General features: G+C 42.6%; 29 protein-coding genes. 13 read left to right on the top strand and 16 right to left on the bottom strand.

Annotated features, from left to right (window positions below):
* The first annotated feature begins 9 nt into the window (after window positions 1–9).
* The 4 genes from M3P07_RS15135 (at window position 10) to M3P07_RS15120 (ending at window position 3,805) form a co-directional block, all read left to right on the top strand.
* Window positions 10–828, top strand: coding sequence for an SH3 domain-containing protein (locus tag M3P07_RS15135; protein WP_249970770.1), 819 nt, complete (start codon window positions 10–12; stop codon window positions 826–828).
* A 158-nt stretch (window positions 829–986) separates the two neighbouring features.
* Complete coding sequence (locus M3P07_RS15130; RefSeq protein ID WP_249970769.1) at window positions 987–1,586, top strand: transcriptional regulator; 600 nt, start codon at window positions 987–989, stop codon at window positions 1,584–1,586.
* The gene (locus tag M3P07_RS15125) at window positions 1,583–2,308 is read left to right on the top strand and encodes a DUF3307 domain-containing protein (RefSeq protein ID WP_249970768.1); all 726 of its coding nucleotides are present in this window, start codon (window positions 1,583–1,585) and stop codon (window positions 2,306–2,308) included. Before M3P07_RS15130 ends, M3P07_RS15125 begins: the two co-directional genes overlap by 4 nt.
* Before the next feature lie 159 nt (window positions 2,309–2,467).
* Window positions 2,468–3,805: a vanadium-dependent haloperoxidase gene (locus M3P07_RS15120; protein ID WP_249970767.1), complete on the top strand. Its 1,338-nt coding sequence runs from the start codon at window positions 2,468–2,470 to the stop codon at window positions 3,803–3,805.
* A 30-nt stretch (window positions 3,806–3,835) separates the two neighbouring features.
* Here M3P07_RS15120 and M3P07_RS15115 read toward each other — a convergent pair whose 3' ends face one another.
* Both M3P07_RS15115 and M3P07_RS15110 read right to left on the bottom strand, forming a co-directional pair.
* Window positions 3,836–4,672: an NmrA family NAD(P)-binding protein gene (locus tag M3P07_RS15115; protein WP_249970766.1), complete on the bottom strand. Its 837-nt coding sequence runs from the start codon at window positions 4,670–4,672 to the stop codon at window positions 3,836–3,838.
* Between the two features lie 55 nt (window positions 4,673–4,727).
* Window positions 4,728–5,108, bottom strand: coding sequence for a DUF5367 family protein (locus M3P07_RS15110; protein WP_249970765.1), 381 nt, complete (start codon window positions 5,106–5,108; stop codon window positions 4,728–4,730).
* Between the two features lie 102 nt (window positions 5,109–5,210).
* Here M3P07_RS15110 and M3P07_RS15105 point away from each other — a divergent pair, with 102 nt between their 5' ends.
* A complete protein-coding gene (locus M3P07_RS15105) occupies window positions 5,211–6,269 on the top strand; it encodes an adenylate/guanylate cyclase domain-containing protein (RefSeq protein ID WP_249970764.1) in 1,059 nt (352 codons plus the stop codon).
* Here the strand turns inward: M3P07_RS15105 and M3P07_RS15100 are convergent, their stop codons facing one another.
* Window positions 6,270–7,127, bottom strand: coding sequence for a helix-turn-helix domain-containing protein (locus M3P07_RS15100; RefSeq protein WP_249970763.1), 858 nt, complete (start codon window positions 7,125–7,127; stop codon window positions 6,270–6,272).
* 68 nt (window positions 7,128–7,195) lie between these two features.
* Here M3P07_RS15100 and M3P07_RS15095 point away from each other — a divergent pair, with 68 nt between their 5' ends.
* The gene (locus M3P07_RS15095) at window positions 7,196–7,606 is read left to right on the top strand and encodes a VOC family protein (protein WP_249970762.1); all 411 of its coding nucleotides are present in this window, start codon (window positions 7,196–7,198) and stop codon (window positions 7,604–7,606) included.
* A 38-nt stretch (window positions 7,607–7,644) separates the two neighbouring features.
* Here the strand turns inward: M3P07_RS15095 and M3P07_RS15090 are convergent, their stop codons facing one another.
* Together M3P07_RS15090 and M3P07_RS15085 are read right to left on the bottom strand one after the other, a co-directional pair.
* Complete coding sequence (locus M3P07_RS15090) at window positions 7,645–8,169, bottom strand: FMN-binding protein (protein WP_249970761.1); 525 nt, start codon at window positions 8,167–8,169, stop codon at window positions 7,645–7,647.
* A complete protein-coding gene (locus M3P07_RS15085; protein WP_249970760.1) occupies window positions 8,153–9,076 on the bottom strand; it encodes a DUF6607 family protein in 924 nt (307 codons plus the stop codon). Before M3P07_RS15085 ends, M3P07_RS15090 begins: the two co-directional genes overlap by 17 nt.
* A gap of 102 nt (window positions 9,077–9,178) precedes the next feature.
* On the opposite strand from M3P07_RS15085, the gene M3P07_RS15080 reads away from it, so the two are divergent.
* Genes M3P07_RS15080 through M3P07_RS15070 form a run of 3 tightly spaced genes read left to right on the top strand, consistent with a single transcriptional unit; the run spans window position 9,179 to window position 13,347 of the window.
* Window positions 9,179–11,344 carry a TonB-dependent receptor plug domain-containing protein gene (locus tag M3P07_RS15080; RefSeq protein ID WP_249970759.1) on the top strand — a complete coding sequence of 722 codons (2,166 nt, stop codon included), beginning with the start codon at window positions 9,179–9,181 and terminating at the stop codon, window positions 11,342–11,344.
* A 4-nt stretch (window positions 11,345–11,348) separates the two neighbouring features.
* On the top strand, window positions 11,349–12,890 hold the full coding sequence (locus M3P07_RS15075) for an HmuY family protein (protein WP_249970758.1): 1,542 nt from the start codon (window positions 11,349–11,351) through the stop codon (window positions 12,888–12,890).
* The gene (locus tag M3P07_RS15070) at window positions 12,877–13,347 is read left to right on the top strand and encodes a DoxX family membrane protein (protein WP_249970757.1); all 471 of its coding nucleotides are present in this window, start codon (window positions 12,877–12,879) and stop codon (window positions 13,345–13,347) included. The genes M3P07_RS15075 and M3P07_RS15070 overlap by 14 nt, the downstream gene beginning before the upstream one ends.
* A 193-nt stretch (window positions 13,348–13,540) precedes the next feature.
* Here M3P07_RS15070 and M3P07_RS15065 read toward each other — a convergent pair whose 3' ends face one another.
* From M3P07_RS15065 to M3P07_RS15055, 3 genes are all read right to left on the bottom strand, one after another.
* On the bottom strand, window positions 13,541–13,957 hold the full coding sequence (locus M3P07_RS15065) for a nuclear transport factor 2 family protein (RefSeq protein ID WP_249970756.1): 417 nt from the start codon (window positions 13,955–13,957) through the stop codon (window positions 13,541–13,543).
* Window positions 13,958–14,064: 107 nt separating this feature from the next.
* Window positions 14,065–15,024: an alpha/beta fold hydrolase gene (locus M3P07_RS15060; RefSeq protein WP_249970755.1), complete on the bottom strand. Its 960-nt coding sequence runs from the start codon at window positions 15,022–15,024 to the stop codon at window positions 14,065–14,067.
* A 68-nt stretch (window positions 15,025–15,092) separates the two neighbouring features.
* Window positions 15,093–15,647 (bottom strand): TetR/AcrR family transcriptional regulator, encoded by a 555-nt coding sequence (locus tag M3P07_RS15055; RefSeq protein ID WP_249970754.1) that lies wholly within the window; start codon window positions 15,645–15,647, stop codon window positions 15,093–15,095.
* A gap of 542 nt (window positions 15,648–16,189) precedes the next feature.
* On the opposite strand from M3P07_RS15055, the gene M3P07_RS15050 reads away from it, so the two are divergent.
* Window positions 16,190–16,543, top strand: a complete 354-nt coding sequence (locus tag M3P07_RS15050; RefSeq protein WP_249970753.1) for an endonuclease domain-containing protein — start codon at window positions 16,190–16,192, stop codon at window positions 16,541–16,543.
* A gap of 116 nt (window positions 16,544–16,659) precedes the next feature.
* Here M3P07_RS15050 and hemL read toward each other — a convergent pair whose 3' ends face one another.
* The 4 genes from hemL to M3P07_RS15030 form a co-directional block, all read right to left on the bottom strand.
* Window positions 16,660–17,937, bottom strand: a complete 1,278-nt coding sequence (gene hemL, locus M3P07_RS15045) for a glutamate-1-semialdehyde 2,1-aminomutase (protein ID WP_249970752.1) — start codon at window positions 17,935–17,937, stop codon at window positions 16,660–16,662.
* Between the two features lie 77 nt (window positions 17,938–18,014).
* Entirely contained in the window at window positions 18,015–18,866 is an 852-nt protein-coding gene (locus tag M3P07_RS15040; RefSeq protein WP_249970751.1) for a glucosaminidase domain-containing protein, read from the bottom strand.
* Window positions 18,863–19,768: a 1-aminocyclopropane-1-carboxylate deaminase/D-cysteine desulfhydrase gene (locus M3P07_RS15035; protein WP_249970750.1), complete on the bottom strand. Its 906-nt coding sequence runs from the start codon at window positions 19,766–19,768 to the stop codon at window positions 18,863–18,865. The genes M3P07_RS15040 and M3P07_RS15035 overlap by 4 nt, the downstream gene beginning before the upstream one ends.
* Before the next feature lie 10 nt (window positions 19,769–19,778).
* Window positions 19,779–20,108 (bottom strand): hypothetical protein, encoded by a 330-nt coding sequence (locus M3P07_RS15030; protein WP_249970749.1) that lies wholly within the window; start codon window positions 20,106–20,108, stop codon window positions 19,779–19,781.
* Between the two features lie 166 nt (window positions 20,109–20,274).
* On the opposite strand from M3P07_RS15030, the gene M3P07_RS15025 reads away from it, so the two are divergent.
* The 3 genes from M3P07_RS15025 (at window position 20,275) to M3P07_RS15015 (ending at window position 22,939) form a co-directional block, all read left to right on the top strand.
* Entirely contained in the window at window positions 20,275–20,436 is a 162-nt protein-coding gene (locus tag M3P07_RS15025) for a DUF5522 domain-containing protein (protein WP_249970748.1), read from the top strand.
* Window positions 20,437–20,505: 69 nt separating this feature from the next.
* Window positions 20,506–21,087, top strand: coding sequence for a DUF4136 domain-containing protein (locus tag M3P07_RS15020; protein ID WP_249970747.1), 582 nt, complete (start codon window positions 20,506–20,508; stop codon window positions 21,085–21,087).
* Window positions 21,088–21,187: 100 nt separating this feature from the next.
* Complete coding sequence (locus M3P07_RS15015) at window positions 21,188–22,939, top strand: aromatic amino acid hydroxylase (protein ID WP_249970746.1); 1,752 nt, start codon at window positions 21,188–21,190, stop codon at window positions 22,937–22,939.
* Here the strand turns inward: M3P07_RS15015 and M3P07_RS15010 are convergent.
* From M3P07_RS15010 to M3P07_RS14995, 4 genes are all read right to left on the bottom strand, one after another.
* A complete protein-coding gene (locus M3P07_RS15010; RefSeq protein ID WP_249970745.1) occupies window positions 22,936–24,486 on the bottom strand; it encodes a M1 family aminopeptidase in 1,551 nt (516 codons plus the stop codon). The two genes, M3P07_RS15015 and M3P07_RS15010, sit on opposite strands and share 4 nt — an antisense overlap.
* Window positions 24,487–24,670: 184 nt before the next feature.
* Window positions 24,671–25,276, bottom strand: coding sequence for a DUF4230 domain-containing protein (locus tag M3P07_RS15005; RefSeq protein WP_249970744.1), 606 nt, complete (start codon window positions 25,274–25,276; stop codon window positions 24,671–24,673).
* Window positions 25,273–26,232, bottom strand: a complete 960-nt coding sequence (locus tag M3P07_RS15000) for a GSCFA domain-containing protein (RefSeq protein WP_249970743.1) — start codon at window positions 26,230–26,232, stop codon at window positions 25,273–25,275. Before M3P07_RS15000 ends, M3P07_RS15005 begins: the two co-directional genes overlap by 4 nt.
* A gap of 7 nt (window positions 26,233–26,239) precedes the next feature.
* Window positions 26,240–26,893, bottom strand: coding sequence for a hypothetical protein (locus M3P07_RS14995; protein ID WP_249970742.1), 654 nt, complete (start codon window positions 26,891–26,893; stop codon window positions 26,240–26,242).
* Between the last annotated feature and the right edge of the window lie 2 nt (window positions 26,894–26,895).

The raw sequence follows: 26,895 nt of genomic DNA, 5'->3' as shown, positions 1-26,895 counted from the left end.
CTGTATAAAATGAAAACAAAATTTTGGATCACGGCCCTAACCACCCTATTTACTTTCTCTTTCAACTATGCCCAGGACAGTTACTATTGTCCAACGGAAGCATGTTCTTTTCAACCAGGGCAAAAAGTCTACGTTTTTGGCAACGACACAAAATTAAGGTCCACGCCCAGTGCTGAATCCGAAGTGTTGGAGTTGCTCAAAATCGGGGAATGGATAGAAATTTTGGAAAAGACCCAGTTTTCCTGGCCCTATAAGGGATTTGACTCTCCCTTTTACAAAGTAAAATACGATGATGGTGTCACAGGCTACGTACTTGGTGGACTAATATCGTTGGAAAGAAAAACCCTAAATGGTGAAAACTACTATTTTGCCTATTCCAAGAAAGGCAAAAAGACGTTTTTGAACATCCGTAGCGTGAAGCATGGGGATTATGTTGAAATAAAGGTTCCGCTGTCCAATACGGATTTCAAAATTGAAGTCTTTGATAACAAGGGCATCCCTGGCATTGACGGTATTTTGTATATCAATTATTTCGCAGAAGCCTGTGGTGTAGACGGTGGAGGCACCTATCTTTTTGCGCACAACGGAGAGCTTACCCCCGTTGGATCGTTATCACAGGTTACGGATTCTGGGGTGTATTTCCATTCCGAACGCTTTATTTTCCCAACTGATGTAGGTGGCCTTCCGGATAAAATTCTTTTCAAAAAAGAACAGGGTGAACTCTACGATGAATCCACAAATTGGACTAAAACTACGGTGGAAATCAGGGAGCTTAGCTGGATGGATGGCCAATTGGTTCCCAATTTTAATGAACCTGTCCCCAATTAAAGCACGCATTTATCGGTTATTTTGTCGATATTTTTGATTATCCGCTATTTTACAGATATTTTTGATTATCTGTCAATCAACAGATATTTTAGATTATCTGCCAATCAGCAGATATTTTAAGTTATCTGCTATTTTACAGATATTTTAAACCACATGACATGATTGCAGTACTTACCGGCGATATAAAAAACTCAACCGAACAGGAGGCATCTATTTGGCTACCCGAATTAAAACAAGCCCTAAACCACTATGGAAAGGAACCGAAAGAGTGGGAAATCTATAGGGGCGACAGCTTTCAGTTGGTGACCACCCCAGGAAAAGCATTGGAAGCCTCATTGTACGTCAAGGCCAGTATCAAGCAATTTAAAAACTTGGACGTTCGGATTGCCATTGGCTTGGGTGAAAAGGGATATCAGGCCGAAAAAGTAACTGAATCCAACGGGGAGGCCTATGTACATTCGGGGAAGTGTTTTGAAGGATTGAAAAGACAAAACTTGGGTATAAAATCGTCCCATAAAGCTTTTGATGACCAAATGAACCTACTCCTAGAGCTTGCGCTACTGACCATGGACCATTGGCCTCCGGCCACCGCCCAGACGGTTAAAAATGCTATCAAAAACCCAAAAAAAAATCAAAAAGAACTTGCCCAACTGCTTAATAAATCACAGGGCAATATAAGTGAAGAACTGACTAAAGCAGGTTTTGATGCGCTCCAAAAAATGACGAAATTCTACAATGCCCAACTCCCCAAACCATGATTCTACTTGCCTTAAAACTTATCCTAGCCCATTTTATCGGCGACTTTATGCTTCAACCCAGTCATTGGGTTGATAACAAACTCCAAAAAAAATGGAAATCCAAATACCTCTATTGGCATATGGGTATCCACCTCCTTCTTTTGCTGGTATTATTGCAGTTTCAACACTTGGGCATTGTAGTACTTGTCATTACTACCCACTTCTTGATAGATCTTGCCAAATTGGCTCTTACCAACCCCAAAAATTACCGCTGGCTCTTTGCTCTCGACCAGATTCTTCATCTTGTAGTAATAATGGGTGCCGTTTACTGGGTTGAACCCTTCACAATTGACCCCACTTCAATTTTTGGGGAGCAAAGCCTACTATTGATCACCTTTCTTGTTTTTGTCACTTTCGTTTCCGGGGTTCTCATGCGCATGTTGTTGGCGCCCTATATCAAGGAAGTTATCACCAATGATGATTCCGAGGAGGGAGGGTCCTTGAAAAATGCAGGGAAGTATATAGGTATGTTGGAACGTCTTTTTGTTTTTGGATTTATCCTTTTGGGTCAATGGGCCGCCATTGGTTTGCTTATTGCGGCCAAATCCGTGTTCCGTTTCGGAGATCTCAACAAAGGGAAAAACCGAAAGCTAACGGAATACGTCCTCATTGGCACCTTGCTTAGCTTTGGGTTGGCTATTTTATCGGGCATGACGTACAAGCACCTCCTTAAATTCTTGTAAAAACACTTGTTTTCAGCGGATTAACTAATTTTGCCGTACCTTAGATACACGAAACCCCCTTTTGTTTTAGTAACCCGGAATTGGTTCGATTAACCTTCAAATCGTCACGTATTGGCGTGTGGTCAGGTATTCGAATCTATTCCCCAAAACCATGGATTTATGAATATATCTATTCAATGCCTACGCAGGTTTTTCAGATTGTTCCCCATCTATTTTTTATTGCTTTCATGCAACGATCATCAACTTAGGGTAGAAGACTATCCACCAGATGTACTTAATTCATGGAACCGTCTAATTATGGAAGTGGCTGTGGAAGAAGATGGATTGCTTACCCTAAAAGGACTTCGGACGGGCTCCATGATGCATATTGCCATTCATGATGCCCTGAATTCAATTGCACCAATCTATGGCACCTATGCATTTTCTGAATCGAATGGGCAAGGTGACCCACTGGCAACTGCTGCCTACGCTGCATATTTAGTAGCAACCTCACAATATCCAGATAAGAAAAATGAGTTTGATGCAGAACTTCATCTTTGGCTCCCAGATCCAGAGAATGCATACTCCAATGCCAAAGCACTTGCTGAAAAGTCGGTAAATGCTATTCTACAAAACCGTCAACAAGACGCTTGGGACGGGGAAGCAGAATATACCTGGCATCCCATGGCTGCTGGTGTTTATGCCGAATTCAATGAGCATAGTGGCACCCCTGAAGGCTTTATTTTTGGCTCAGGCTGGGCCAAGGCCAAACCTTTTATGCTCCCCACACCAGATCATTTTCGATCTCCACCCCCGCCGGATATCCAAAGTGAGGCTTACACCAAGGCTTTTAATGAGGTAAAGGAGGTTGGCAGTACCCAAAATGCAATACGAACAAGAGATCAGGAGCATTTGGCCATGTGGTGGAAAGATTTTGTGGAAAATTCCCATAACCGACTCGCCAGGCAACTGGTGTTAAAAGAAGAATTAAACCTATGGGAAGCAGCCCGACTTTACGCCCTGATGAATATGGCCGTATACGATGCCTATATCAATGTGTTTGACAACAAATTCCATTACAACCATTGGAGACCCTATACCGCAATCCGATGGGCAGAAAACGACGAAAATCCAAATACCCTTGCAGATTTGGAATGGAATAACTTACACCAACACACCTACCCATTCCCGTCGTACCCATCGGCCCATGGAACGGCAAGTTCTGCGGCCATGGAAACTTTGGCACATACCCTGGGGAAGGGAAACGACTACAATTTCGTTATGGTTACCCAAGAAGTGGATAGCGCAGGGCCATTCTCAGAAAAAATGGAAATGCATCCACCAACCCGTTCATTCTCCAGTTTTACGGAAGCAGGTCTGGAGGCCTCACTTTCAAGAATTTACCTAGGTATTCATTTCCGCTATGACTCGGAAGAAGGGCATCGCTTAGGGAGGGAAATTGGCAATTATGCCGTGGAGAATTTCTTATTGCCTATCAAAGAAAAAGGCGGACAATAATGTCCACCTTTGTTTTCCATTTAATCGGTGTTACGCCTTAACGGGTTCGTTCCAAATGCCGGTGGCTGCAGTTCGTTCGAGATATTCGGAAAAATCCGTGGGCTTCCGTCCCAAAACCTTTTCAATATCCCTTTTGATGACCTGATTGTCAGGATTTGTGAGAACTTCGGAGAACAAATAATTGATCAACCAAACGTAATCAGCGGGCACACCCTGATTTTCCATGGCCTTAACATAGTCAGATAAGGATATGGGTCTGAATGCAATATCCCTACCAGTAACCTGGGCAATTTCATGCATAATTTCTCTGAAGGTCAGCAATCTTGGACCGGTCAATTCGTAGATTTCTCCATTATGTTCCTCCTTCAATAAAGCTTCAACGACCACATCCGCAATGTCATCAGCATCCAAATAGGGCACTTCAACATCTGCATGTGGCAAAGCCACAAATCCATGTTGGATAGGCTCCAAGAAAAAACTTTCACTAAAATTTTGGTTGAACCAACTGGCGCGGACTATAGTGTGCGCCACACCCGAATCTATGACGACTTGCTCACAGCGCTCCGCTTCCTTCTCACCTTTTCCGGACAGCAATACCACCTTTTGGATGTTTTGTCGTTTTGCTTCTTCCATCAATCCTTGAATGGCCTCAAATGCTCCGGGTACTGCCAAATCGGGTTGAAAAGTGATGTACATGCGATCCATTCCTTCCATGGCCTTGGCCCAGGTTTCCGGTTTGTCCCAGTCAAACGATGGTGTTTCACTTCGAGATCCAATGCGTACGTTATGTCCCATATTTGACAGTCGTTCTGCTACTCTGCGGCCTGTTTTCCCTTTACCGCCCAATACTAAAATGTTGCTTCTCATAATATTTGAATTTTGATGTTATATGTTTTCTTAATTATTGCATTATCCCATGAGTTCATTTTGGCACTTTTAAATACCAGAAGAGGGTGGTTACCCCAATGATTTCCAAACCAATTAGCCAAAAGTCAAGGGAACCAAAGAAGCTGGAGTAACTGCCTCCGGAGGGAAGAATCAATAGAGGTACCGTGATCAAAACATCCATGGTTGCGCTTACCAAAAGCATAACCAATCCTAATTTTAAACCATGGGTTAAGTTGCCTTTGCGATAGTACAGCCATGCACCTGCCCATACCAAAAAGGGAACTACAAAGGCCAAACCGATATTGGCCTGTAAATATCTATCCTCCATTAAAGGAAGTTCATGAATCAGCGTAAACGCGGATACCCCTAGAATCCAAATGATGATGGCTATACCCAATGCTTTTATTGTTTTCATTACTTAAACTTTTTTGATTACAGGGCAAAACTACCTTGGGTTTCTTGGGTTGATTTGTTCAAAAAGGAGGAAGATTTGTTCTAAAAGGATAACTTTGAACATATGGTTGGAACATGGATCAATAAGCGCCGGTGGCGAACGCTCAGATTCTATATGATTGGTTGGACCTTGGGTTTTGTCTTTCTAAGTATCGTTCGTGGTGTGGGTACGGAAGAAGTGGGGAGCCTTAAGTTTGAATTTCTGGATAGCCTGCTGATTGCCTTTTCGTTGGGACCCATTATGGGATTCGTTTCTGGTTTGGCCCAAATTATTTCCGAAGAACGCATTTATAAGAATATTTCGCTAAGAAAGTTTCTGCTTATGCAGCTACTCTATACGCTCCTATTTATGGCTCTCCTAGTGGTGGTCGCCTTTGGCATTTACAGTCTGTATTTTGGCACATCCATTGATCTACTCACTTTTGCATTTGATACAGGAAGTGTGGCCATATATTTTTACGTAACCTGTGTGAATATTTTTTTGTCCATTCTGCGGCAGGTAAACCTTATGCTTGGGGAAGGTAATCTTCTGAAACTCATTATGGGACGTTTTTATACCCCACATGAGGAAGAGCGTATCTTTATGTTTCTGGATCTTCAAGCATCAACAACCTTGGCAGAACGACTGGGGCATGTTACTTATAGCAAATTGGTACAGGACTGCTTTAACGACTTGGGAATTGCCGCAGCCAACAATGGGGAAATATATCAATATGTAGGTGATGAAGCCGTTTTGACCTGGCCTTTGGATGAAGGCATTTACAATCAGAATCTTCTCAAGACATTTTACAGGTTCAAACAGCAATTGGAAAGCAAGCGGGAGTATTACGAGAACACCTATGACTGCCTTCCTTTTTTTAAAGCTGGCGTACACGCCGGTATTGTTACGGTAACCGAAGTGGGCAAATACAAAAAGGAAATAGCCTATCACGGTGATACCATCAATACTGCGGCCAGAATTCAAGGGCAATGCAACAATTTGCAGAGCGAGCTTTTGGTTTCCGAAACTTTGAAAAACCATCTGGATGACTCCAACTACACTTTTGAACACATTGGCAGTGTCCCTTTAAAAGGAAAAAAAGGAGCGGTATCCATTTGTTCGGTGCGGGTTGAAGCCCGTTAGCTATCCTCGAATTTGACTGGGGCGAAACCCATATTTTTTGGAAAAGGCGTTGGAAAATGAACTTAAGCTATCATAACCCACATGCCAAGCCGCCTCTTGCACCGTAGCTTCTTTATTTCGCAATAGGTCATGTGCCTTGGAAAGGCGTTCGTTTTGGAGGTACTTAAAAACCGGCACGCCAAAATAGGCTTTGAAATTTTTCTTCAGTTTAAAGCTGTTCAACCCTATTTGTTTTGAAAGTTCGGACAAGGAAGGAGGCGCATCCAGATTTTGGGCTAAAATCTCCTTGGCCTGTACCAACTTTTCCTTTTCTGATGTTTTGATTCCGTCGCCATCCTGTTGTGCCAATTGCCCAAAAAAATGGGAGAGCAAAGTAGTAACCTGGCTACGGAAAAACATCATTTTGGTCTTTCCTTGGTAGGGCGAATGAAAAATTTGGTGGACAATGGACTGCATTTCCGGGGTCATGTAAAATTTAGGCCCTTGGACATAGTGATCGGAAGGATGCACCAACTGGTTCAACATCTGGGCAAACAACTCCCCTTCTCCATGGGGCAATTTTTCCAAATTTCGCGGTGAGGTGGCAACAAGAATGCATTCCAAGGGTTTGTTGGCAGATACCGTATGGACAAACTCTACCTTATCGTCGGCATAAAAAGATAGGGCAAGTCCTTTGCTGTGCCTATAGGCCTTTTCTTTCCCCTCAAATTGCACACTTAGCTCCACATTTCCAGCTCCATAGAAGGCAACTGCAATTACTGGCTCGTCAAAAGTGCAGGAGTCAATGGTAATTTCCTTGGAATCTGCCACCTCCACTAAAACAATAAAATCGTTAATGTCCAATACTTCCCTGACCATTCGTCATGTATATAGGTACTTAAATTTACGTAATTTGATAACAACACTTTAACCTAAACCATACACAAATGGACATTTTTAATACGTACATCCCGGAAGGGTTCCAAACGGTTAGCAGCTACTTATTTGTTTCCGACCCGCCATCAGAAATCAAATTTTTGAAAGAAGCCTTTTTTGCCAAAGAACTTAATAGAACCAACATGCCCAATGGCGATGTGGCCAATTGTATTTTAAAGATTGGCAATAGTTGTTTTATGATCAGTCAGGCCCGCGGGGAGTTTGCAGGGATGCGAACCTCCTTTTATTTATTTGTGAATGATGTGGACTATATGTACCAACATGCGGTGGCCCTAGGTGCAGAATCCGTATTAGAGCCTGCTGATATGTCTTACGAGGACCGACAAGCCGGAGTAAAAGATCCTGCTGGCAACTATTGGTGGATTTCCATGCGTTTGGTTCGCAAACCATACAATGCGTAATGATTAACAAGGCGTTGAGCCCCGTTTACTGCTCTTGGTTAAAGGTTGCCATTGGCCTGAAGTAACTTCATTTTTTCCAAAACCCCATTGACAGCTTTGGTCATGGACTTTGCGGAAATGGTTGCCCCAGAAATAGCATCAATATCCGGTCCATATTCCAGGGTGCTATCGGTTGTTTTGCCAATAAATTGTTTTAGCCAACGCTGACTCCCTATTTGCCGACCGTGGTTTTCTCGATAAATCAAAACCTTGGCTTTTTTGATGCTTAGATTAGGATTAAACAGCACTACATAATCAAAAACATCCTTCATACTAGGTGCCTTACCCAAATAGGCATAGCCCAAATTCCCTTGCTGATGTTGAATCTTAAATAAGTAGTCATCACCCAAATTCACCGTTATGGCCCGCAAATCAAAATCTTCAACCTCAAAGGTCGTTTGTACAGCATTTTCCAGCTTTTGCTGTAAACGGGGTGAAATCTTATCGGTGGTAAAAGCCAACAAGAAAAAGGCCATGCATAGCATGGCCCAATTCTGAAAATTACGCTTATTTACTTTCCTCATTTACCTGATTTGAATCTGCAACAAATTTGTTGATCAATTGGGAAATCTCGCTTGCATTGGCTTGTGCTTTCTCTAAGGGATAAAAATGCATGAACATTGGTTTTTCATCCACTTTTTTATGCAAAGTCAAATCCCCTTGACGGTCATAAACTTGATCCCAAGAGTCACGGACATTGGCCCAAAAACCTTTATGCTCGTTCCACCAATCCACGGCCAATTGGCATTGGGAATCATCCACTTTTTTATAAATGTTCATCCCTTTTTCTTGAGCCAATAACACATCTGCTTGCCCATCCTTGCGAATAATTTTATCATTGTCCTGCTCGTGAACCCAGCCATAAGCTGTGATTTCCTGACGGTTACCGCGTTTCATAACGTTATAGTCACTTCTTTTGGAGTACTCACGTCTTGGAAGTGGTGAATCTGTTTTGTTTTCCCAATAGTGTTTCCCATCAAGATGAACCCAGGTTGCAGAACCGGAGTAACGAGGGCTATCATCTACCTGATACACTTTTTGCGTCCATTGGCCTTTGACTTGTTCCTTCGGAAGCCTTCCAAATTTCCAATTGTTGTCCTTGTCATAATAGAATACATTCTGGTTTTCATATTCCCAGTCTTGCCGCCAATGTTTGATGACCATAGAATCATTTATTACCAATAAATGTTGGATGGAAATCTTGTTTTTTTCGCTAACTATAGGAAGTGCCAACTCCAGGGCACCGGCGGAATAGTCCATTTTCTTTTCATAGTCAATTTCCGGAGCAAAGGTCTCAGTATACTTAAAAGTAATGTCGTAGCAGCCGCACATATCCAGAATTGCTTCTCTATCCAGTTCCTTCTTTTTTTGAGCATGAATTAGGGAAATGGTTCCCAAAAGTAATGCCATTGCAATGGTTGATTTTCTCATAGTGGTATTCTTATTAAGTGATTAAAATTTGAGCAACAAAAATATTAATTTTATTTAGACTGAATTAAAATAACTTATATATTTGTCGACAATTAATCAAGAATGAGTCTAAATAATCAAATAACCGCAACTATAATATCCTGTTTTATAGGTATTTATGTGAATTCGCAACAAGTTGATTCTTTGGAACAAGAATCCATGGCAATCAAGCAATTGAATGAAGTTGTAGTGACCGGAGAGAGTAAAGTGATGTCGCTAAGCAAGAAATTATTTGCAGTTGGGGTCGTAGATCAAAAGGACATTGCCAAGGTAGCCGGAAACAATCTCGCCGATATTCTGAACTACAATCTTAACATCACCATTACCCCAGATGCCTCAACCGGTAGGTCCACGGTAAATATGTTTGGACTCGACGGCCAATACGTAAAAATCCTGATTGATGGGATTCCCATGGCCAGTGACAACGGACTGGGTAATAATATAGATGTCACCCAAATCAATCTAGAGGATGTGGATCGTATTGAAATCGTGGAAGGATCTATGGGAGTATTATATGGTGACAATGCTTTAGCCGGTGTCATCAATATCGTAACCAAACGAGGCCTGGAAGGTGACTATTCCTGGCAGGTACAACTATCCGTGCAAGAGGAAACCGTAGGGGAAGAGTACAGCCTATTTGCTGAAGGCCGACACATCCAAAACTTAAAAGTAAGCAATCAGGTCAATAATAAGTTAGGCTATTCCATTGGAGCTTCCAGAAACGATTATGCCGGTTTCTATAACAACTTCCGAGGTAAAGATTATGTCAACATCCAAGATAACACCTTAATCAATGACGGTCTCCGTGGAACCGAATGGAATCCCAAAGAACAATTGACCGCTTTTGGAAACCTGACTGCCACAGTGGGCAAACACAATATCTTTTTTAAACTGCAGTACTTTGACGAACAGGTTACTGTTTACGATCGTAACATAACCGGACGCTTGAATCCCAGCACAGGTTTGGTAAACCCAACCGCGTTGGACGAAATTTTTGAAACAGATCGCTGGGTCAACAATCTTACGGTTTCTGGGCCTTTAAAAGGACAGACCAACTACAATCTGTTCTTCTCCTACCAAGACCAAAAACGCTACTACCAGCAATACGTCTACAACATTTTGCAACAGGGCATTGAGTCCTTTATTGCAGATGATTTGAGTCAATCCAGCAAGATTTGGTACTCCAAGGGTTTTGTATCCAATATCGTCCCAAAATCGGAATCTTTTAATGCCCAATTGGGATACGAATTCACCCGTCAAACTGGTTTCGATGCCATTGCCACTGGAGAATATTCCAATGATGTGGTAGAAAACACCCTGGAGAACTATGACTTTTTTGGGGTACTGGATCTCAACCTAACGAATAAGCTATCTTTTTATCCAGGTGCACGTTTTACCAACAATTCCCAGTTTGGCAACCAACTGATTTGGTCCCTTTCCTCTACCTATGATTTTACCGACACTTTCAAACTAAAAGCGGTCTTTGGCTCAGCGTTTCGGGCGCCCAATTTTGAGGAACTCTTCTTCTATTTTGTGGATGCCAACCACAATGTTCAAGGCAATCCCAACCTACAACCTGAAGATGGAATTTCCGTGTTCTTGAATTTGGAAAACAAATACAAAACCGGGGAAAGTGGTCTCCTAAAATCGGCGATTAAGTCGTACTACTTTGATATTCAGGATAAGATTGCCAGCGTTGTTACCGCGGATGACAATGACCGAAGCCTCTTCACCTTTGCCAATGTGGATTATTCCAAAATCCTAGGCTTCTCCTGGGAGAACAGCATCAAATTGGATCGTTGGCAAGCTGGATTGGGCGCTACCTACATGGGCGAATCCACCGCTATTGACAGTTCCGCGGATAGTAACAGCGATTACCTCTGGAGTTTCAACATTCAAACCACCTTGGGTTATACCATTCCTTCTTGGAAAACCACACTTTCAACCCAATTAAAGTATACCGGAAGAACACAGGTTTTGGTTCCTGGGGACAGTGGTCCCGTTGTAGGGCAGACGGATGATTTCACCTGGATGGATGCTTCTATCAGAACAAGTATAACCAAGGATTTGGACATTACCCTTGGCGCACGAAACATCTTCGACATAGTTACCGTAAACGCCTCAAATGTACCCTCAGGAGCACATGCATCCAATTCAAGTGCCAGCAGGTTGTTCGGTAATGGAAGATCCTATTTTCTAAAACTATCATACAATTTAAACCTTAATTAAAACCATGAAAAAACTTACTTTTTTAGCCGTTACCCTTTTTTTGGCCTTCGTTAGCTCTTGCAGCAGTGACGACTCGGAAGACCTGATTGACTTCTCGGTAACTTTTAGCAGTGCAACCATTAGCACTTCGGAAACGGATACTACCAAGGAAATTATCCTGAATTTTTCACGAGCGGCCACCGAAGCAGGTACCATCACCGTATCCTTTACCGGTGAAAATGCTACCTATGGCACGGATTATTCCACTGTTCCTGCGGCAAATTCAGGAACCATTGCAGTCCCAGTGGCCGCCGGAGATTTAAATGCCACTATCACCTTCACAAAAATCTTGGATCCCATTGAAGGGACAACAAAGTCGGTTACCTTCAGTTTAGATAGTTTTGATAATACGGACTGGAGAAATGGTTCCATCAACTCGGCGACCGTTAGTTTTTCACCAATCGCTGCCTTAAATGGCATCATCGATTTGGAAAATGGGGGTTCCAACATGCCCAATCAAGTGTATTTCGACTTTAGCTCTGGGGTTCAGACCACAGTCAAACGAGATACTTGGGAACTCGGCCTATTCAACGGCACTGAAAACCGGGTATATTTGAATGCCTCTTTATTGGTCTCAGCCGCCGAGTTGGAAGGAATTACCGATCTACTTTCGGTAACTGAGGCCACCTCACTGCCCTCCCCTTTGGAATTGAATACCCTGGACGCAATGACATTTCAGCCCACTACCGTAACGGTAAATACCGTGTCAGAATTGCTTCAAGGACTTCCTGTGGGCTATTTCCAATATGGGGATTTTGAACAAGGTGTAGTCTTTACCGATAGCTGGCAAGGGGATTTGGAGGGGACGGCCTTTGCCGAAATTTCCACAACAGCAGATGAGAACAATGTATACATCGTAGGCCTTGGAAACGAAATCCCTACGGAAGCTGCCGAACCTGGAAGCATTAACACTACCGGGGAACACCGAGGGTTTATGAAAGTACGAATCTTGAGCGATGGCAATAACTACACCATTCAATATGCCACATTGGATGAGACAACTGCTTTTTCTGAGGTAACCGTTCCCAAAAATTCCAGCTACTTGGTGTCCGGCTTTAGCCTGACCGAAGGTCAGAGTGTAAGTGTGGAGCCCGCTGCTGATGCATGGGACATCAACTTTAGCGGGGTGTTCTCCTATTATGGCTACCAAGGTCCACTTGTTGCCGGATTGACCTATTCCGATTATACCGTACACAACACTTTGGGCGGTGTGGGGTTGTATCAGGTTACCATTTATGAAAAAGATTCCGAAGGGGTTGTCACAAATTTTGATGTGCCGTCCTATGCCAATTTTGGCCGGGGCGATGTAGATGAGTCCGCTTTTGTGTATGACAACAGAACCGTGATTGGCAGTGGTTGGAGAGATGCTTTTGGCGGTGTTTTGAAGGATGACCGTTACTATGTCTTAAAAGATTCGGCCGGAAACTATTATAAAATGATGTTTACGGCCTATATCAGTAATGAAGGTATTCGCGGTAATGCCCAATTTACATATGAAAGACTATAATAAGGACATCATGAATATTAAAAATATTGTTTTTATAATCCTTCGACTGGTTTTAGGTGGAATGATGGTCTACGGAGGTATCCAAAAGTTCCAAAAGCCCATTCCATCCCCGGTTGTAGTAGTGGAAAAAGCGGAGAAGTTCAAAGCTCCCGAAAAAGAAAGTACCCTTCAAAAAATATTGTACATCAGTGGAGCCAAGCAGACGGGATACTTTTGGCAGGTACTGGGTATTTGCGAATTGTTGTTTGGTCTGTTGGTACTGTTGCAAGGTACCGGTTTTGTGGGTGCCATTTTTTTACTGCCTATAACGCTCCACATCTTTTTGTTCCATTTTTTTCTGGAAGCCGATGAGCTGGGCGAACTGTTCGAGACCGGAGGTCTGTTTGCTATTAACATTTTGCTCATCCTTAAAGAACGAAGCAAGTGGAAACACCTGCTTTGGATCAAACCGATTTAGTTAGGTTGGTTTAGTTAGATTTTTGTGGAAAACGGGGCGGTTATGCCCCGTTTTTTTTTGTATTTCTCCTACCCCTCTGTCCTTCGGACATCTCCCCTCCACGAAGGGAGAACCAACTTGTGTTCCTAAAAAACTCCTCCCTTCGTGGAGGGGAGGTGATTCCAACAAAGTTGGAATCGGAGGGGTGGGTGGGTTACAACCTCCTATTCCCTTCCGCAATAGCCACATCATTAATACTCGCATATCGCTTTTTCATCAAGCCATTTGCATCAAACTCCCAATTTTCATTGCCATGTGCTCGGAACCATTGTCCGTCCTTGTTTTGATATTCGTACTCAAAGCGGACAGCAATACGATCATCACCGTGGGCCCAATACTCCTTTTTGAGTTTGTAATTGCGCTCGTTTTCCCATTTGTCCGTCAAAAACGTTTGGATTTCTTCCCGCCCATTGATAAACTGCGACCGATTACGCCATTCGCTATCCACAGTATAGGCTTTGGAAACTTTCACGGGATCTTGACTGTTCCAGGCATCTTCCGCCAATTGTATTTTCTGTTTGGCCGTCTCCAGGGTGAAAGGAGGAACCGGCTTCTTTATTTCTTGTTCCATTATGTATTATTTATGCCAAACTAAGTCGGATTAAAACCAAAAACACTACCCGCAACCTCATGAAAAAAATGAGCCGCGGGCAGTGCACCTAATTACTGGTTTTCAATTTACTTTATCTTGTTTTTGGAAAGGAAATTGCTGATGTATTTGGCAATCTCATCGCCTTTTTCCTCCAAGGCAAAATGTCCGGTGTTCAACAAATGGAACTCCACATTCTTAAGGTCACGCTTGTACGGATGAGCTCCTGATGGAGGGAAAATATAGTCGTTCTTTCCCCACACGATCAAAGTAGGAACTTGGTACTCTCGAAACAGTTTTTGCCATCCGGGGTAACGATCCACATTGGTGCGGTAATCGTAGAACATCGCCAGCTGGATTTCGTTGTTCTCTGGGCGGATTAAATGCTGTAGGTCATGGTGCCAGTTATCAGGGCTTACCTTAGTGCTGTCCTGTACACCATGCAGGTACTGCCATTTTAGACCATCTGGGGAATGAAAGCCTTCCAAAGGTTTTCCGTTTTCTACAGTATAATCGTTCCAATACTTTTTAAGGGGAATCCAGAAATCCGCCAAACCTTCGTCATAGGCATTACCGTTTTGTACGATAAAGGCCTCCACTCTTTCCGGGTGCTTTTCAAAAATTCTGTACCCTACTGGCGCACCGTAGTCCATAAGATACAGACTGTATCGGTCTACTTTAAGCTGCACCAATAGTTCATCCACAATCTCCGCGAAATTGTCAAAACTATACTCAAACTCGGACATCGGTGGCTGGGAACTACGTCCATAGCCAGGATAATCCGGTGCGATCAAATGGTAATCTTGGGACAAATCCTCCATTAAGTTGCGGAACATGTGCGAAGAGGTGGGATACCCGTGCAACAATAATAGGGTTGGGGCATCTTTGGGTCCCGCTTCACGATAAAAAATATCCAAACCAGCCACCTTGGCGGTATGAAAAGTGGTTGGATAAGTGTCTACACCGGACTTTTTTCGCTGTCCGTTAAGGTTCGAGGCCACAAAAAGTGCCATTACAAATACTACTACAATTGATTTTCTAGTTTTCATGATTTTAATATTAATTGTTGTTTTTATTAAATAACCGAACGTTCGGTAAATATAAAGTTCAAATTTTTTTATGTTGTATATCTACTTTCAATATTTTCAATGGCCTGGGCGAAGGGCTCCGTACTGCCCATGGCCTTACTGAGCACTAAGCTACCCTGAACTTCCACAAAGCTTTGCTTTGCCAGTTGCTCAGCGGTCTCTGCATCTTTTCCCACGGCTTGGCCCAGAATGCTGAACGATTCCAGCCATTGTGCAATACCCTTCTCTATTTTAGTGCCAAAGAGCGACATGCCGGTGTCCATACTCAAGGAACGGTACAAGCATACCTTGGTCCCATGACCGTACACCTCGCCAATGTTGTACAACGCATCTTTAAGCCGTTGTTGGGGTGGCACCTCGGAATTGGATAGTACTTTAAAGACCTTCTCATTGACCCAGGCTTCCATAAAATCCAGCACGGCATCGGTCATTTCCTTTTTCCCTCCGGGAAAGCGGTGGTAGAGACTGGCCTTTTTAAGTCCGGTGGCCTCGGCCAACTCGTTTAGGCTTGCCCCATCGTAGCCCTTGGAACGAAACACGGACATAAGCCCGTTTAAAATTTCCTGATCTGATACTTTTGCCATTCTCATGGGACAAATGTACAATCATTTTCAATTTTACCAAACGTTCGGTAATATTTTAACACACTTTAACAAATGTCATTCTAAATCCTTTATCCATTCCCATTTCTTCAGTAGGTATTCAAGATGAAATTCAACTTGGTATTATTATCTAGATTCAAGATTCTGGAATAGGTGAATATATGTTAACAAAGCCTACAATATAATCTAGGCGACTGGGAGTTTTTTGACCCTTCCGTCCTTCGGACACCTTCCCTAAAAGGGAAGGAGCAAAGGGTAACTAAGAATTATAGCAGTCGGTCCTTCATTAATTAGGAAAGGTGCAATAAAATTTAATGGATTAAAGTAGCAGGAAGAATGCAGCAATTATCTGTTCCAAACCAGGATTGCTGTAACCAAAAATAGTTTCATTTGTGTGGTAAATTAACCTAGCGGGCCAACTCAAGGCTCCTCCCTTCGTAGGAGGGGAGGTGTCCGAAGGACGGAGGGGTTTTAGCTAATTATTATTTTACCTACCTTACCCCTACCGAATCTTACACTACCCAATGAGGAGACATAACAAACGTATACTAAAACAGTATAGGAAAGACCTACGCAAAAACCTGACCCCGGCCGAGGTTTTTCTTTGGACCAAATTGCAACGCAAACAACTGGACGGAAGAAAGTTCAGAAGGCAGCACAGCATTGATAATTTCATTGTGGATTTTTATTGCGTCTCTGAAAAACTGATTATTGAACTGGATGGGCAGGTACATTTTAATGCTGTGGCCCAAGAAAAGGATTATTTCCGGACACAACATCTAGAAGGTCTTGGCCTCACGGTGCTCAGGTTTGAAAATAAAATGGTGTTTGAGAATTTGCCTTCGGTGTTACAGGAGATTCGGGAGCATTTTGGATAGAAGCAAGTAGTTTAATATTATGACCCTACTGTCCTTCGGATACCTTCCCTTAAAGGGAAGGAGCAATATCCAGTCAAATTAAATAAGTTTCTCCCACAGGAATCTGGGAAGGGACATTAGAAAATTGTTCTAACTGCTTCAATAGTCTTGTCCAAATCCGAATAGGTAAGCGCATCATTTAAAAAGTAGCTCTCAAATGCCGAAGGTGGGAGATAAACTCCCCGCTTCAACATCCCATGGAAATACTTTTTAAACGTATCGTTGTTGCCTTTGGCCGAGGAAGCAAAATCCACCACAGGGTCTTCACAGAAATGCACGGAAATCATGCTGCCATAGCGGTTGATTTGGTGCGTCACTCCTTTTTCAGTCAACACTTCGGCAATGCCTTCGTGCAAATACTCCGTTTTTTCAGCCAGACTCGTGAACACTTCAGGTCTGTTATTGAGTTCGGTAAGCATGGCTAAACCTGCACTCATGGCCAGCGGATTTCCGCTTAAAGTTCCAGCTTGGTATACTGGGCCTTCCGGTGCCAAATGGGACATAATCTCAGTGCGTGCAGCAAAAGCGCCCACGGGCAATCCGCCTCCGATCACTTTTCCGAACATCACAATATCGGCATCAATACCCAAAGCTTCTTGTGCACCCCCTTTACCCAATCGGAATCCGGTCATCACCTCATCAAAAAGCAACAAAATGCCCTCTTGGGTACAAAGTTCACGAAGACCATGGATAAATTCATCCGTTGGAATAATACAGCCCATATTTCCGGCCACGGGCTCTAAAATAATGGCCGCAATCTCCCCCTTATTCGCTTCAGCAAGGGCTTTTACCCCTTCCAAATCATTATAATTGGCCAGCAAGGTATCCTTGGCCGTACCTTGGGTAACCCCAGGACTGTTGGGACTTCCAAAAGTCACTGCGCCACTACCTGCCTGAATCAAGAAAGAATCCGAGTGACCATGGTAACAACCAGCGAATTTGATAATCTTGTCTTTTCCGGTATACCCTCTTGCCAAACGCACCGCACTCATACAAGCCTCGGTACCACTGTTCACAAAACGGATTTTATCAATATTCGGCACCATGGAAACCGCCAGTTGGGCCAACTCGGTCTCAATTTCAGTAGGCATTCCAAACGAAGTGCCCTTTTTAGCCTTCTCCACTACCGCATTGATCACGGGTTCGTGTGCATGACCCAAAATCAATGGACCCCAGGAAGCGATGTAGTCAATCAATTGGTTGCCATCCTCATCATAGAGATAGGCTCCTTTGGCTTCTTTCACAAAAATTGGATCCCCGCCCACGGCTTTAAATGCTCGTACTGGGGAATTTACTCCTCCGGGAATGTATTTTTTGGCCTCTGCAAACAAGACGCTGCTTCGTTGGTATAGCATTCTTTTAGTTGTCATTTCTGCTCAAGCAGGAATCTTTTTTAAGTTTCTGGATTCCGCATCAAGTGCGGAATGACGGTTTACTTCGTTTTTTCTTTTCTGACATTAAGCACCTGACCAATGGAAATGGTGTTATTGCTCAAATTGTTGAGACGTTTCAACTCCTCCACCGAAATGGTATATTTTCTTGAGATGGCATACAAGGTCTCGCCTTGTGCCACCACATGGGTAAATACTTCGTATTCCTTGGGCGCTCGCACCGTATCCAGTCCCCCTCGCACCACTTTTTCATCATATTGGTCCAAATTGTAGCGCTCTATCAAGGCAATCAATTTCTGCGGATACTTGCGATCCGTCGCATAGCCTGCCTGTCGAAGACCATAGGCCCATTTTTTATAGTCGTCCCGTCTGTAATTAAAGAGGAAAGCATATCTAGAACGAGATGAAAGGAAAATGCTATGATCCCGGAACGAATACATGGGATGGTTGTATTTTCTAAAACACTCCCCTTTGGCATCATCATCATGGAAATCGAATTCTCCGTCCCATCCGGTATGGCATTTGATTCCAAAATGGTTGTTGGTCTTTCTGGTCAACTCCCCTTTTCCTGAGCCACTTTCCAAAATCCCCTGTGCCAAGGTAATACTGGCTGGAATACCAAAGGCACGCATTTCGTATTGGGCCATTTCAGCAAAGGTTTCGATGTATTCCTGGGTGTCTGCAATAGGAAATCTTACAAATCGGCCCGGGTTGGCTGGTAGTGGATACAATTCGGATTCTTTGGGCCCATCCTTGGGTAAATCCCGATTAGGATTGCGATGGGTGGTGGTCTCCACCACCGGCTTGGGCTGATGGGCAACCGTTCGTTTTTTGGATTTACAGCTTACTACCAAAAATAGGAGCACAATAACATATCCAACTCTTCTGATCATAAATCCAATAACGGTAAATTCTTTCGTTTCAGTACTTCGTTCATGCCTTTTATCCCTTGCAAACCTCCAGTATGGATGGCCAAAATCTGTGTGCCAGACTTAAAAAAGCCTTTATTAATCAGGTCAAAAATACCAAAAAGCATCTTTCCAGTATATACTGGGTCAAGAGGAATACCGGTTTTCTTTTTAAAATTGTTGATAAAGTCCACCAACTCACTATTGATTTTGGCATATCCTCCAAAGTGGTAATCCGATATTATATCCCAGTTATTGTTCTGGGTGAATTTGGAGATTTCCCCCCTCAGAAAACCGCCTTTTAAAGCTGGAAAACCTAAAACGGTTTGATGGGCGTTAGCCGAATTGATGATTCCAGACAAGGTGCCGCCAGTACCCACCGCGCAGCAGATGAAATCAATATTGCCGTCCTCTTCGGTCAAAATTTCCTCGCAACCTTTTATGGCCAAGGCGTTGGTTCCGCCCTCCTGAACCAGATAAAACTTGCCCAGTTTATCCTCGAGATTCTTTACAAAATCTGGTGAGGTCTTTTCACGATAAGCATCACGAGGCACAAAATGAAATTGCATGCCATGTTCAGACGCTTGTTTGAGGGTAGGATTTTCTTGCCATTTCTCCGTTAATTCTTCTCCACGGATGACTCCGATTGTTTTTAGTCCAGCTTCTTTTGCTGCATAAGCCGTAGCCGCTATATGATTGGAAAACGCCCCGCCAAATGTAAGCAGGGTATCATGTCCCTGTCGTTTCGCTTCAACAAGATTGTATTTGAGTTTGCGGTATTTATTGCCTGAAATGTGTGGATGAATGGTATCCTCCCTTTTAACGTACAGGGTAATTCCACTTTCCTTCAAAAGTGGGAGGTCAATTTTCTGGTTGGGAATCAACAAGTTTTTGGAATTAACGCATCAAATAGTTTAAAAAACTATACGGTTTTCTCTGGAAAATATACTCCATATCATCCTCATTGGCATAGGCCTCACGCTCAAAACTAATATTTTGATAAGCCCTATAACTGTCTAGATATAAAACCGAGCGCAACAACCATTCGGAAATATAAAGTATATAAAAAGGTATAATGAGAAGTTCCCGTTGCTGTTTCAGGTGAATGCGTTCATGATTGATGAGTACCTCATCCTTTCTTAGGGCACCTTCCTTTAAGATAATAAAGGGCCACAAAGAGAGACCAACATAGTTGCGATAAAAGAAATGTTTAAAGACTAAAATCAAACCGAATTATCATAGGTTTCCTACAAATATAACTTTTGAAGCCGCTCAAGAATGGATAGCATCGATAATAACATTAACAATCTCGGTGAATAACCCAATTTACGCAAAACAAGGCTTTTCATCGGAATAGCTTAATTTTATGTGGAATTGGACAGGATTCTAGTAGATGAAGGAGCTCATTCCCCTTGAAGAGGGCGATTATTACTTATCCAAGGAAGGATATAAGGTCTTTACCGAGCAATACCACCTTAAAAGAGGCTATTGCTGCGAAAGTGGTTGCCGGCATTGCCCTTATGGGTACAATAAAAATACAAATCGCCAACTATAGCAGTATGTTCGGCATAATATTTGTGACTGATTATTAGTCTTTTCTGTTGAACTCAAAAATATAATTGATATGAAAAATGTAAAATTTCTTACCCTTATTGCCTTAGTTGCAACCTTTATGGTTTCCTGCTCCTCCGTACGTGTTGTTTCTGATTACGATGACAAAGCGGATTTTGGCACCTATCAAACCTATGCCTTCTATAAAACTGGTATCGACAAGGCCCAAATCTCGGATTTGGACAAAAAAAGAATTCTAAAGGCCATTGAGACAGAAATGACCTCACGGGGTTTTGCAAAATCCCAAAATCCTGATGTATTGATCAGTATTTTCACCAAGGAACGTGAGCGTGTTGACGTCTACAACAACAACTTTGGATGGGGCGGCCGCTGGGGCGGCTTCTACAATCCCTGGGTCTGGGGTCCTGGTTGGGGCTGGGGAGGTGGCTTCGGCAATAACGTGAGTACCCGCACCGAAGGTTCACTCTATATTGATGTTATCGACGCCAATAAAAAAGAACTTGTTTGGCAAGGACGCGGTGTAGGCACCCTGAACAACACCAAAAATATCGAAAAGAAAGAGGAACGCATCCGGGAATTTGTTTCGCACATCCTTAAGGAATACCCACCAATACCCACTGTGGCCTCCAATTAAAACACAACCGTCCAAAAGGACGGTTTTTTTTGTTGCTCACCCAACAAAAAGTGGATTTCCGTACCCTATTTTGTAACTTTAGGGCCGATACTACAGCAGCATGAGTTACGAATCCAATCCTATTCTGGACAAGCTTCCAGAACATTTAAAGCAGTTCATAAAACCTCAGAATTACGAGGAATACACCGCTATTGACCAAGCGGTTTGGCGCTATGTAATGCGTAAAAATGTGGATTACCTGAGCAAAGTAGCCCATAAATCCTATGTAGAGGGATTGGAAAAAACCGGAATTTCCATAGATAGTATTCCCAATATGTATGGGATGAACCGGATTTTAAAGGAGATTGGATGGGCCGCGGTAGCCGTTGATGGGTTTATACCCCCGGCCGCATTCATGGAGTTTCAAGCGTACAATGTTTTGGTGATCGCTTCCGATATACGCCAATTGGAAAATATTGAATACACCCCTGCCCCCGATATTATCCATGAAGGTGCGGGGCATGCACCCATTATTGCAAATCCGGAATATGCAGAATATTTGAGAAGGTTTGGAGAAATTGGCTGCAAGGCGATTTCCAGCGCCAAGGATTATGAGCTCTATGAGGCCGTAAGACATCTATCCATAATAAAAGAAGCAGCCGGAACCCCCCAAGAGGAAATTAACAAAGCGGAAAAACATATTGAACACCTTCAGGAGAATATGGGCGAACCCAGCGAAATGGCCCTGATTCGAAATTTGCATTGGTGGACTGTGGAATACGGACTGATAGGCACGTTGGAAAACCCCAAAATTTATGGAGCAGGATTGCTTTCCTCCATTGGAGAAAGTAAATGGTGCATGCAAAGCGATGTTGAAAAGCTCCTCTATACGTTGGAAACCGCACGGACAGCCTTTGATATTACAAAGCCACAGCCCCAACTATTCGTTACCCCCCACTTTGCACATTTAAGTCAAGTTTTGGAGGATTTTGCCAACACCATGGCCTTGCGGACAGGGGGATTGAGCGGAGCGCAAAAACTTATCGACTCCAAATCGTTGGGCACCTTGGAACTGAGTACGGGCCTTCAAATTTCGGGCGTATTTTCGGAAGTGGTTGCACATAAAAACAAGCCCATATATATTAAAACTTCCGGACCTACGGCCTTGGGATATAGAGATAAGGAACTAGTTGGCCACAGTACACTGGACCATGCAGATGGATTTGGCTCCCCAATTGGCAAGCTAAAAGGTATTAACCTGGCCATTGAGGATATGAGCCCAAGGGACCTAAAAGCCTACAAAATTTTTGAAGAGGAGGAAGTTGCCCTTGAATTTGAGGGCGGACTTAAGGTGGAAGGAACCATAGTTACCGGAACCCGTAACCTTCAGGGAAAAATCCTATTGATCACTTTTAAGGACTGCAAGGTGACCCATAACGGAGAACTGTTGTTCCTACCAGAATGGGGATTGTACCACATGGCCGTTGGTCAAGAAATTGTTTCCGCTTATAATGGTCCGGCAGACTTGCAAAGTTTTGATCTCATTACCCACGAGCTCACCGAGACCACCATCAAAAAGACAAGGGACGAACGTAGGATCAAACTGGAAGCATATTACCAACGTGTAAGGGACTATCGGGAGGGAATCAACACCTATATCTCCCGTGGAAAGCTGTTCGAAGAAATCAAGGGGGAATTTCCAGAGGATTGGTTATTACCCGTAGAGCTTTACGAACTGGCAAGAAATGGACAACGGGATGAATTGGCCCAAGATATCAAACACCATTTGGAAGAAGTCAAGAAAGCCCGTCCAGAAGTAGGTCATTTGATTGATGATGGTATCACATTGGTAGAAGGTACTTTGATAAGTTAAAAGCCTAATTTCGATAAATTTCCTGGATTTTCAATTATTTGCGGAACCGGAGCCATTTTAACCGGATAAAAGGTCAATTGGTGTAATTTACCAGCTTTGAAAACACCAAGCTCCACTTTTTTATCAATGTCCCCATGCCAAATACTCCGTGACATGATTTTATCTCCAGCTCTTAGCCCACTTTTGTATGCATTGCTACCCTCCACCACTGAAACTATCTCCTTCTTATCTTCTGAAAATTGAAATCCTAGTTCAAATATTCTACTCTCTCGAGTGAACTCCAATTTTAAGCTGGTAAAAAATTCTGCAAGAGGCACAGGAACCCCTTGTTCAATGTGCTTATCAAAATAACTTTCAAATTCCTCTCCCAGATATTCTTTAACCATATTCACAAAATATTCGTGAGTCACTTTTTGTCCATCATGGGCGGCATCATGGAAAATGCGACGCATGATATCGTCCAAGTTCTTTGTGCGGTTTGTTGCCAATTGAATCTGTTGATCTAATACAAAAGCGAAAATTGCACCTCTGGAATACGGTAACTTGGAATAGTCTGGATTGGTCCAGAAATTATCATAATTAATCTCCGAATTTGGAGCCATAAAAACTGGTGAAGCATGCAAATTTCGAATGGTGCGGTTAATTTCTTGAATGAAATAGCTTGGTCTTAGATCATTTATCCCGTTTTTGGCAATATTCTTGAATGTATAATACTCTGTAAACCCTTCACTAAACCAATATTGTTCTTCTTCATTGTCATTATGTATCTCATGGCCTATCCAATTATGCATCAACTCATGATTGAATAGGTAAACCATCTGATTCAGCTGGGTCAAATCATTGTTCGAAACTGAGGTAGCGAACGAATTTGTAAGCCCAGTACCTTGAAAACTACTCCCATTTTCTAATGGAAACGGCTGCATAGTAACCGTAAAATATTCCTGGCTATGATCATTCCAAAAATTACGTTGACATTCGAGCGTCTCCTGGAGAAGGTCTCTTACTTCATCTACAGAAAAAGGAACCCAATTTCCCCTAGTGGCTAAATACACCTTGTTTCCTTTGATGGTAATTTCATCAATGGTAAAATCCCCTCCAACAAAAATTGATTCCAGGAACTTTGTCTTTGGAACAGCTTCCAATGTTTGATTCTTTTCATTACTCCCAAAACTATTATGAACAACATCTTTAGCGGACAATCCTTTCCAATCCAAATGCAAGTTCAAGGTATCACCCGCAGTCTGGGGCAGCATAAACAGGTTATGGGAAAAAAGATGAAAGTATTTAGGTTGAATTATCGGTCTATAGGTTTTTCTTGATGTGATGGGATTTGGAAAATCTTGCTGCAACACATATTTAAATTGTAGTTCTTTTAAGTCTTTGGGGTGCTTAAGGGTAATCCATCCACTATCCTTATTCGTTTCAATCTCGCCCTTCACATCAATAATTTCCATGCTTTCAATAGCGTTGTGTAGGTTTTCTTGCCCCCATGCATCATTTGGATATTCCAGAACCGTCACCCCTTCCGCCGAAGGCAAAAATGACATCAACACTTGAAGCTTTGGAATGGAATCCTTTTGAATTGATGTGACATGATACGTTATATGATTGGACTGTTCTTGAGAGCAAGAAATCAATCCCAAAACAATAGTACAAATTAATATGTGAGACCTTATCATTCGTTTTTTGTTTTTTGTAAGACTGAAAAAAACGGACAATGTTACAAAAAGTTCAATCCAACAAAGTGGATATCTCGGAGACCCTTTTATCATTGAATTCCAAAGTCCATCCCATAGAATTCGACAATACATAAATCCGGGAAAGTTCACTCAATAACCTGTTCTCAGCATTTGATTTTAAAGAAGAAATCTCTATTTTCTTTCGGAGGGATTCGTTCACAGTTTCCTTGATAGCATTGTAATCTTCAGCATTAAAAGGATTAAAATAATCTGCTGTAACATCATAATATTCAAAATCGGGGCTGATGGCAATCTCTGGCTCAGGAATGGTCAGAATCCGAATAGTTTTCTCCACTTCGACCACTTCAATTTCCAATTGGGAAAGATCATAAGAAATCGTGGCTTCGGCATTGACCACGACCAAGGCTTTTTTATCCGCGGTGACCAGGCTGCCGAATAACTCTTTGGAATCTGCATAATTATATACTTCCACAAAATGCCCTTCGGTCACGATAAGCTTTGACACATTTTTCAGTTCTTGTTGCAACAAAAGGGAACTTTCCTTTAATATCGCCTTATCCTGATTGTATTCTGTGCACGATTTGTAAATCAAAATGGCAGATAGGGCGATCAGGGCTCCCAAGAGTATTTTTTTCATCGTTCAAAATTCATGAAGGGGTGTCTCTCCTTAAGATACGTGATTTTCGCAGCTAACGACGTTTTGAACTTTTGATGCGCTTCAGATTCAGAGTTAAACGGCCGGTGTTCCAATCCTTTCCAAATTCCTTCTACCTCCTCCATCACCGCGTAAATTTCTTCAGATATCCAAACCGATTTGAATCGCTCCCAGATATAGACAATGGCCAGCTCATTGGGGTGCACCAGGTCCTTTCCATAAAACCGATAATCCCGTAGCTCATCCATCATAATTTCATAGCTTGGGAAGTATTGTCCTTTCAACTCCTCTCGCGAGGACAATACTTCCTGGACTGCGGTGATAAGATGTGCCTTGCTCTGCTGATTCTCCACAAATCCATCTTTAAGGTGTCGCACTGGGGAGATGGTGAAAACCACAGTTGCATTTTTGTTTACTGTGGAAATGAGGTCCAACATCCGTATCAAACAGGACTCAATTTCCCTAACTGTCAACAAATCCTTTTCAAATGCTTTTTGGGGCACTTTGTGGCAGTTGGCAACAAGCTGATTTGTGGCCTTGTTACGATATACCCAAGCTGTGCCCAAGGTGATTATAATGTGGGACGCAGTTTCTAGCCATTTCCGGGTTTCCATCAAGGCCGAGTTCAAATTTTCCAGCAGGGAATCCTGGGAATTGGCACCTAAATCGGAATGGGCATCAAAACAAAGCCATCTCCCATTCTGTTCAAATACTTCTTCTGATTGATAGGATTTAGCCAGAACAGCCCGGCTGACCAAATTCTCGATAGCCAATGGATGAAACAGAATTCCAAAGGGATTTAGTTTGGTTTGGAACTGGTAATATTCAAGCTTTGTTCCCATGTTTTCCGCAAAACAGGAACCCAGCAACAGGATTTTGCTGTTATAATCGATGGGATTACTAGCGGGATCAAGTGGAATTTGAGTCTGTAGTTTCATACCAACCTTACTTGCAATTGTCGATACTCTGGATCATATCACGATATTGTCCTTCCAGTTGCCCCTCCAATTGATCCATAATCTTGAGGACCTTTACCAAATCCTCAATAGACCGGTTCCCCATGGCCTCTGTAGCCTTTTTCATTTCTTCCCGCACCAGTTCCTGTGTATAGTACATTCCCTGAAGGTCGTAGAGGCAATCATATCCAAATTCATGGAAAATTCCCGTTGATTTGGAAATCTCCCATGCAATACTGCTTAAATCCGTAATCTCCAGGTACAAACTGGTATCGCCAATATAATTGTAGATGCCAACACCCATTTCAACTGAATCTATAGCCGTAATAAAATTGGGGTATTTTGCTACAAAACTTTGCCAATCAGTCGGTGTAAGAAGCAATTGGTCTTGCTCATTTTTTAAACTGTCCAACTCACGGACAAAACGTGGTATTTTTTGATTTTCAGTGCGGTTTTCAACAAGCTGCACCAAATTGGCCTCTATTTCACCCTTGATTTTGGTGAGGGCAATTTCTTTGTCCCTTTGGACAGATTTTGATGCATTCCAATCGTTGAACCAAATGGCCAAATTAATACCAACAAACAGCAAAAGGATTTCTCCAAAAATGTATTTCCAGTTGATATGCTTTAGCTTGAAGCGCAATG

This window comes from Flagellimonas myxillae (assembly GCF_023502235.1).
In the GTDB taxonomy this organism is placed as follows: domain Bacteria; phylum Bacteroidota; class Bacteroidia; order Flavobacteriales; family Flavobacteriaceae; genus Flagellimonas; species Flagellimonas myxillae.
The sequence above is the reverse complement of the archived record's forward strand: the minus strand, read 5'-3'. Positions and strand labels throughout refer to the sequence as shown.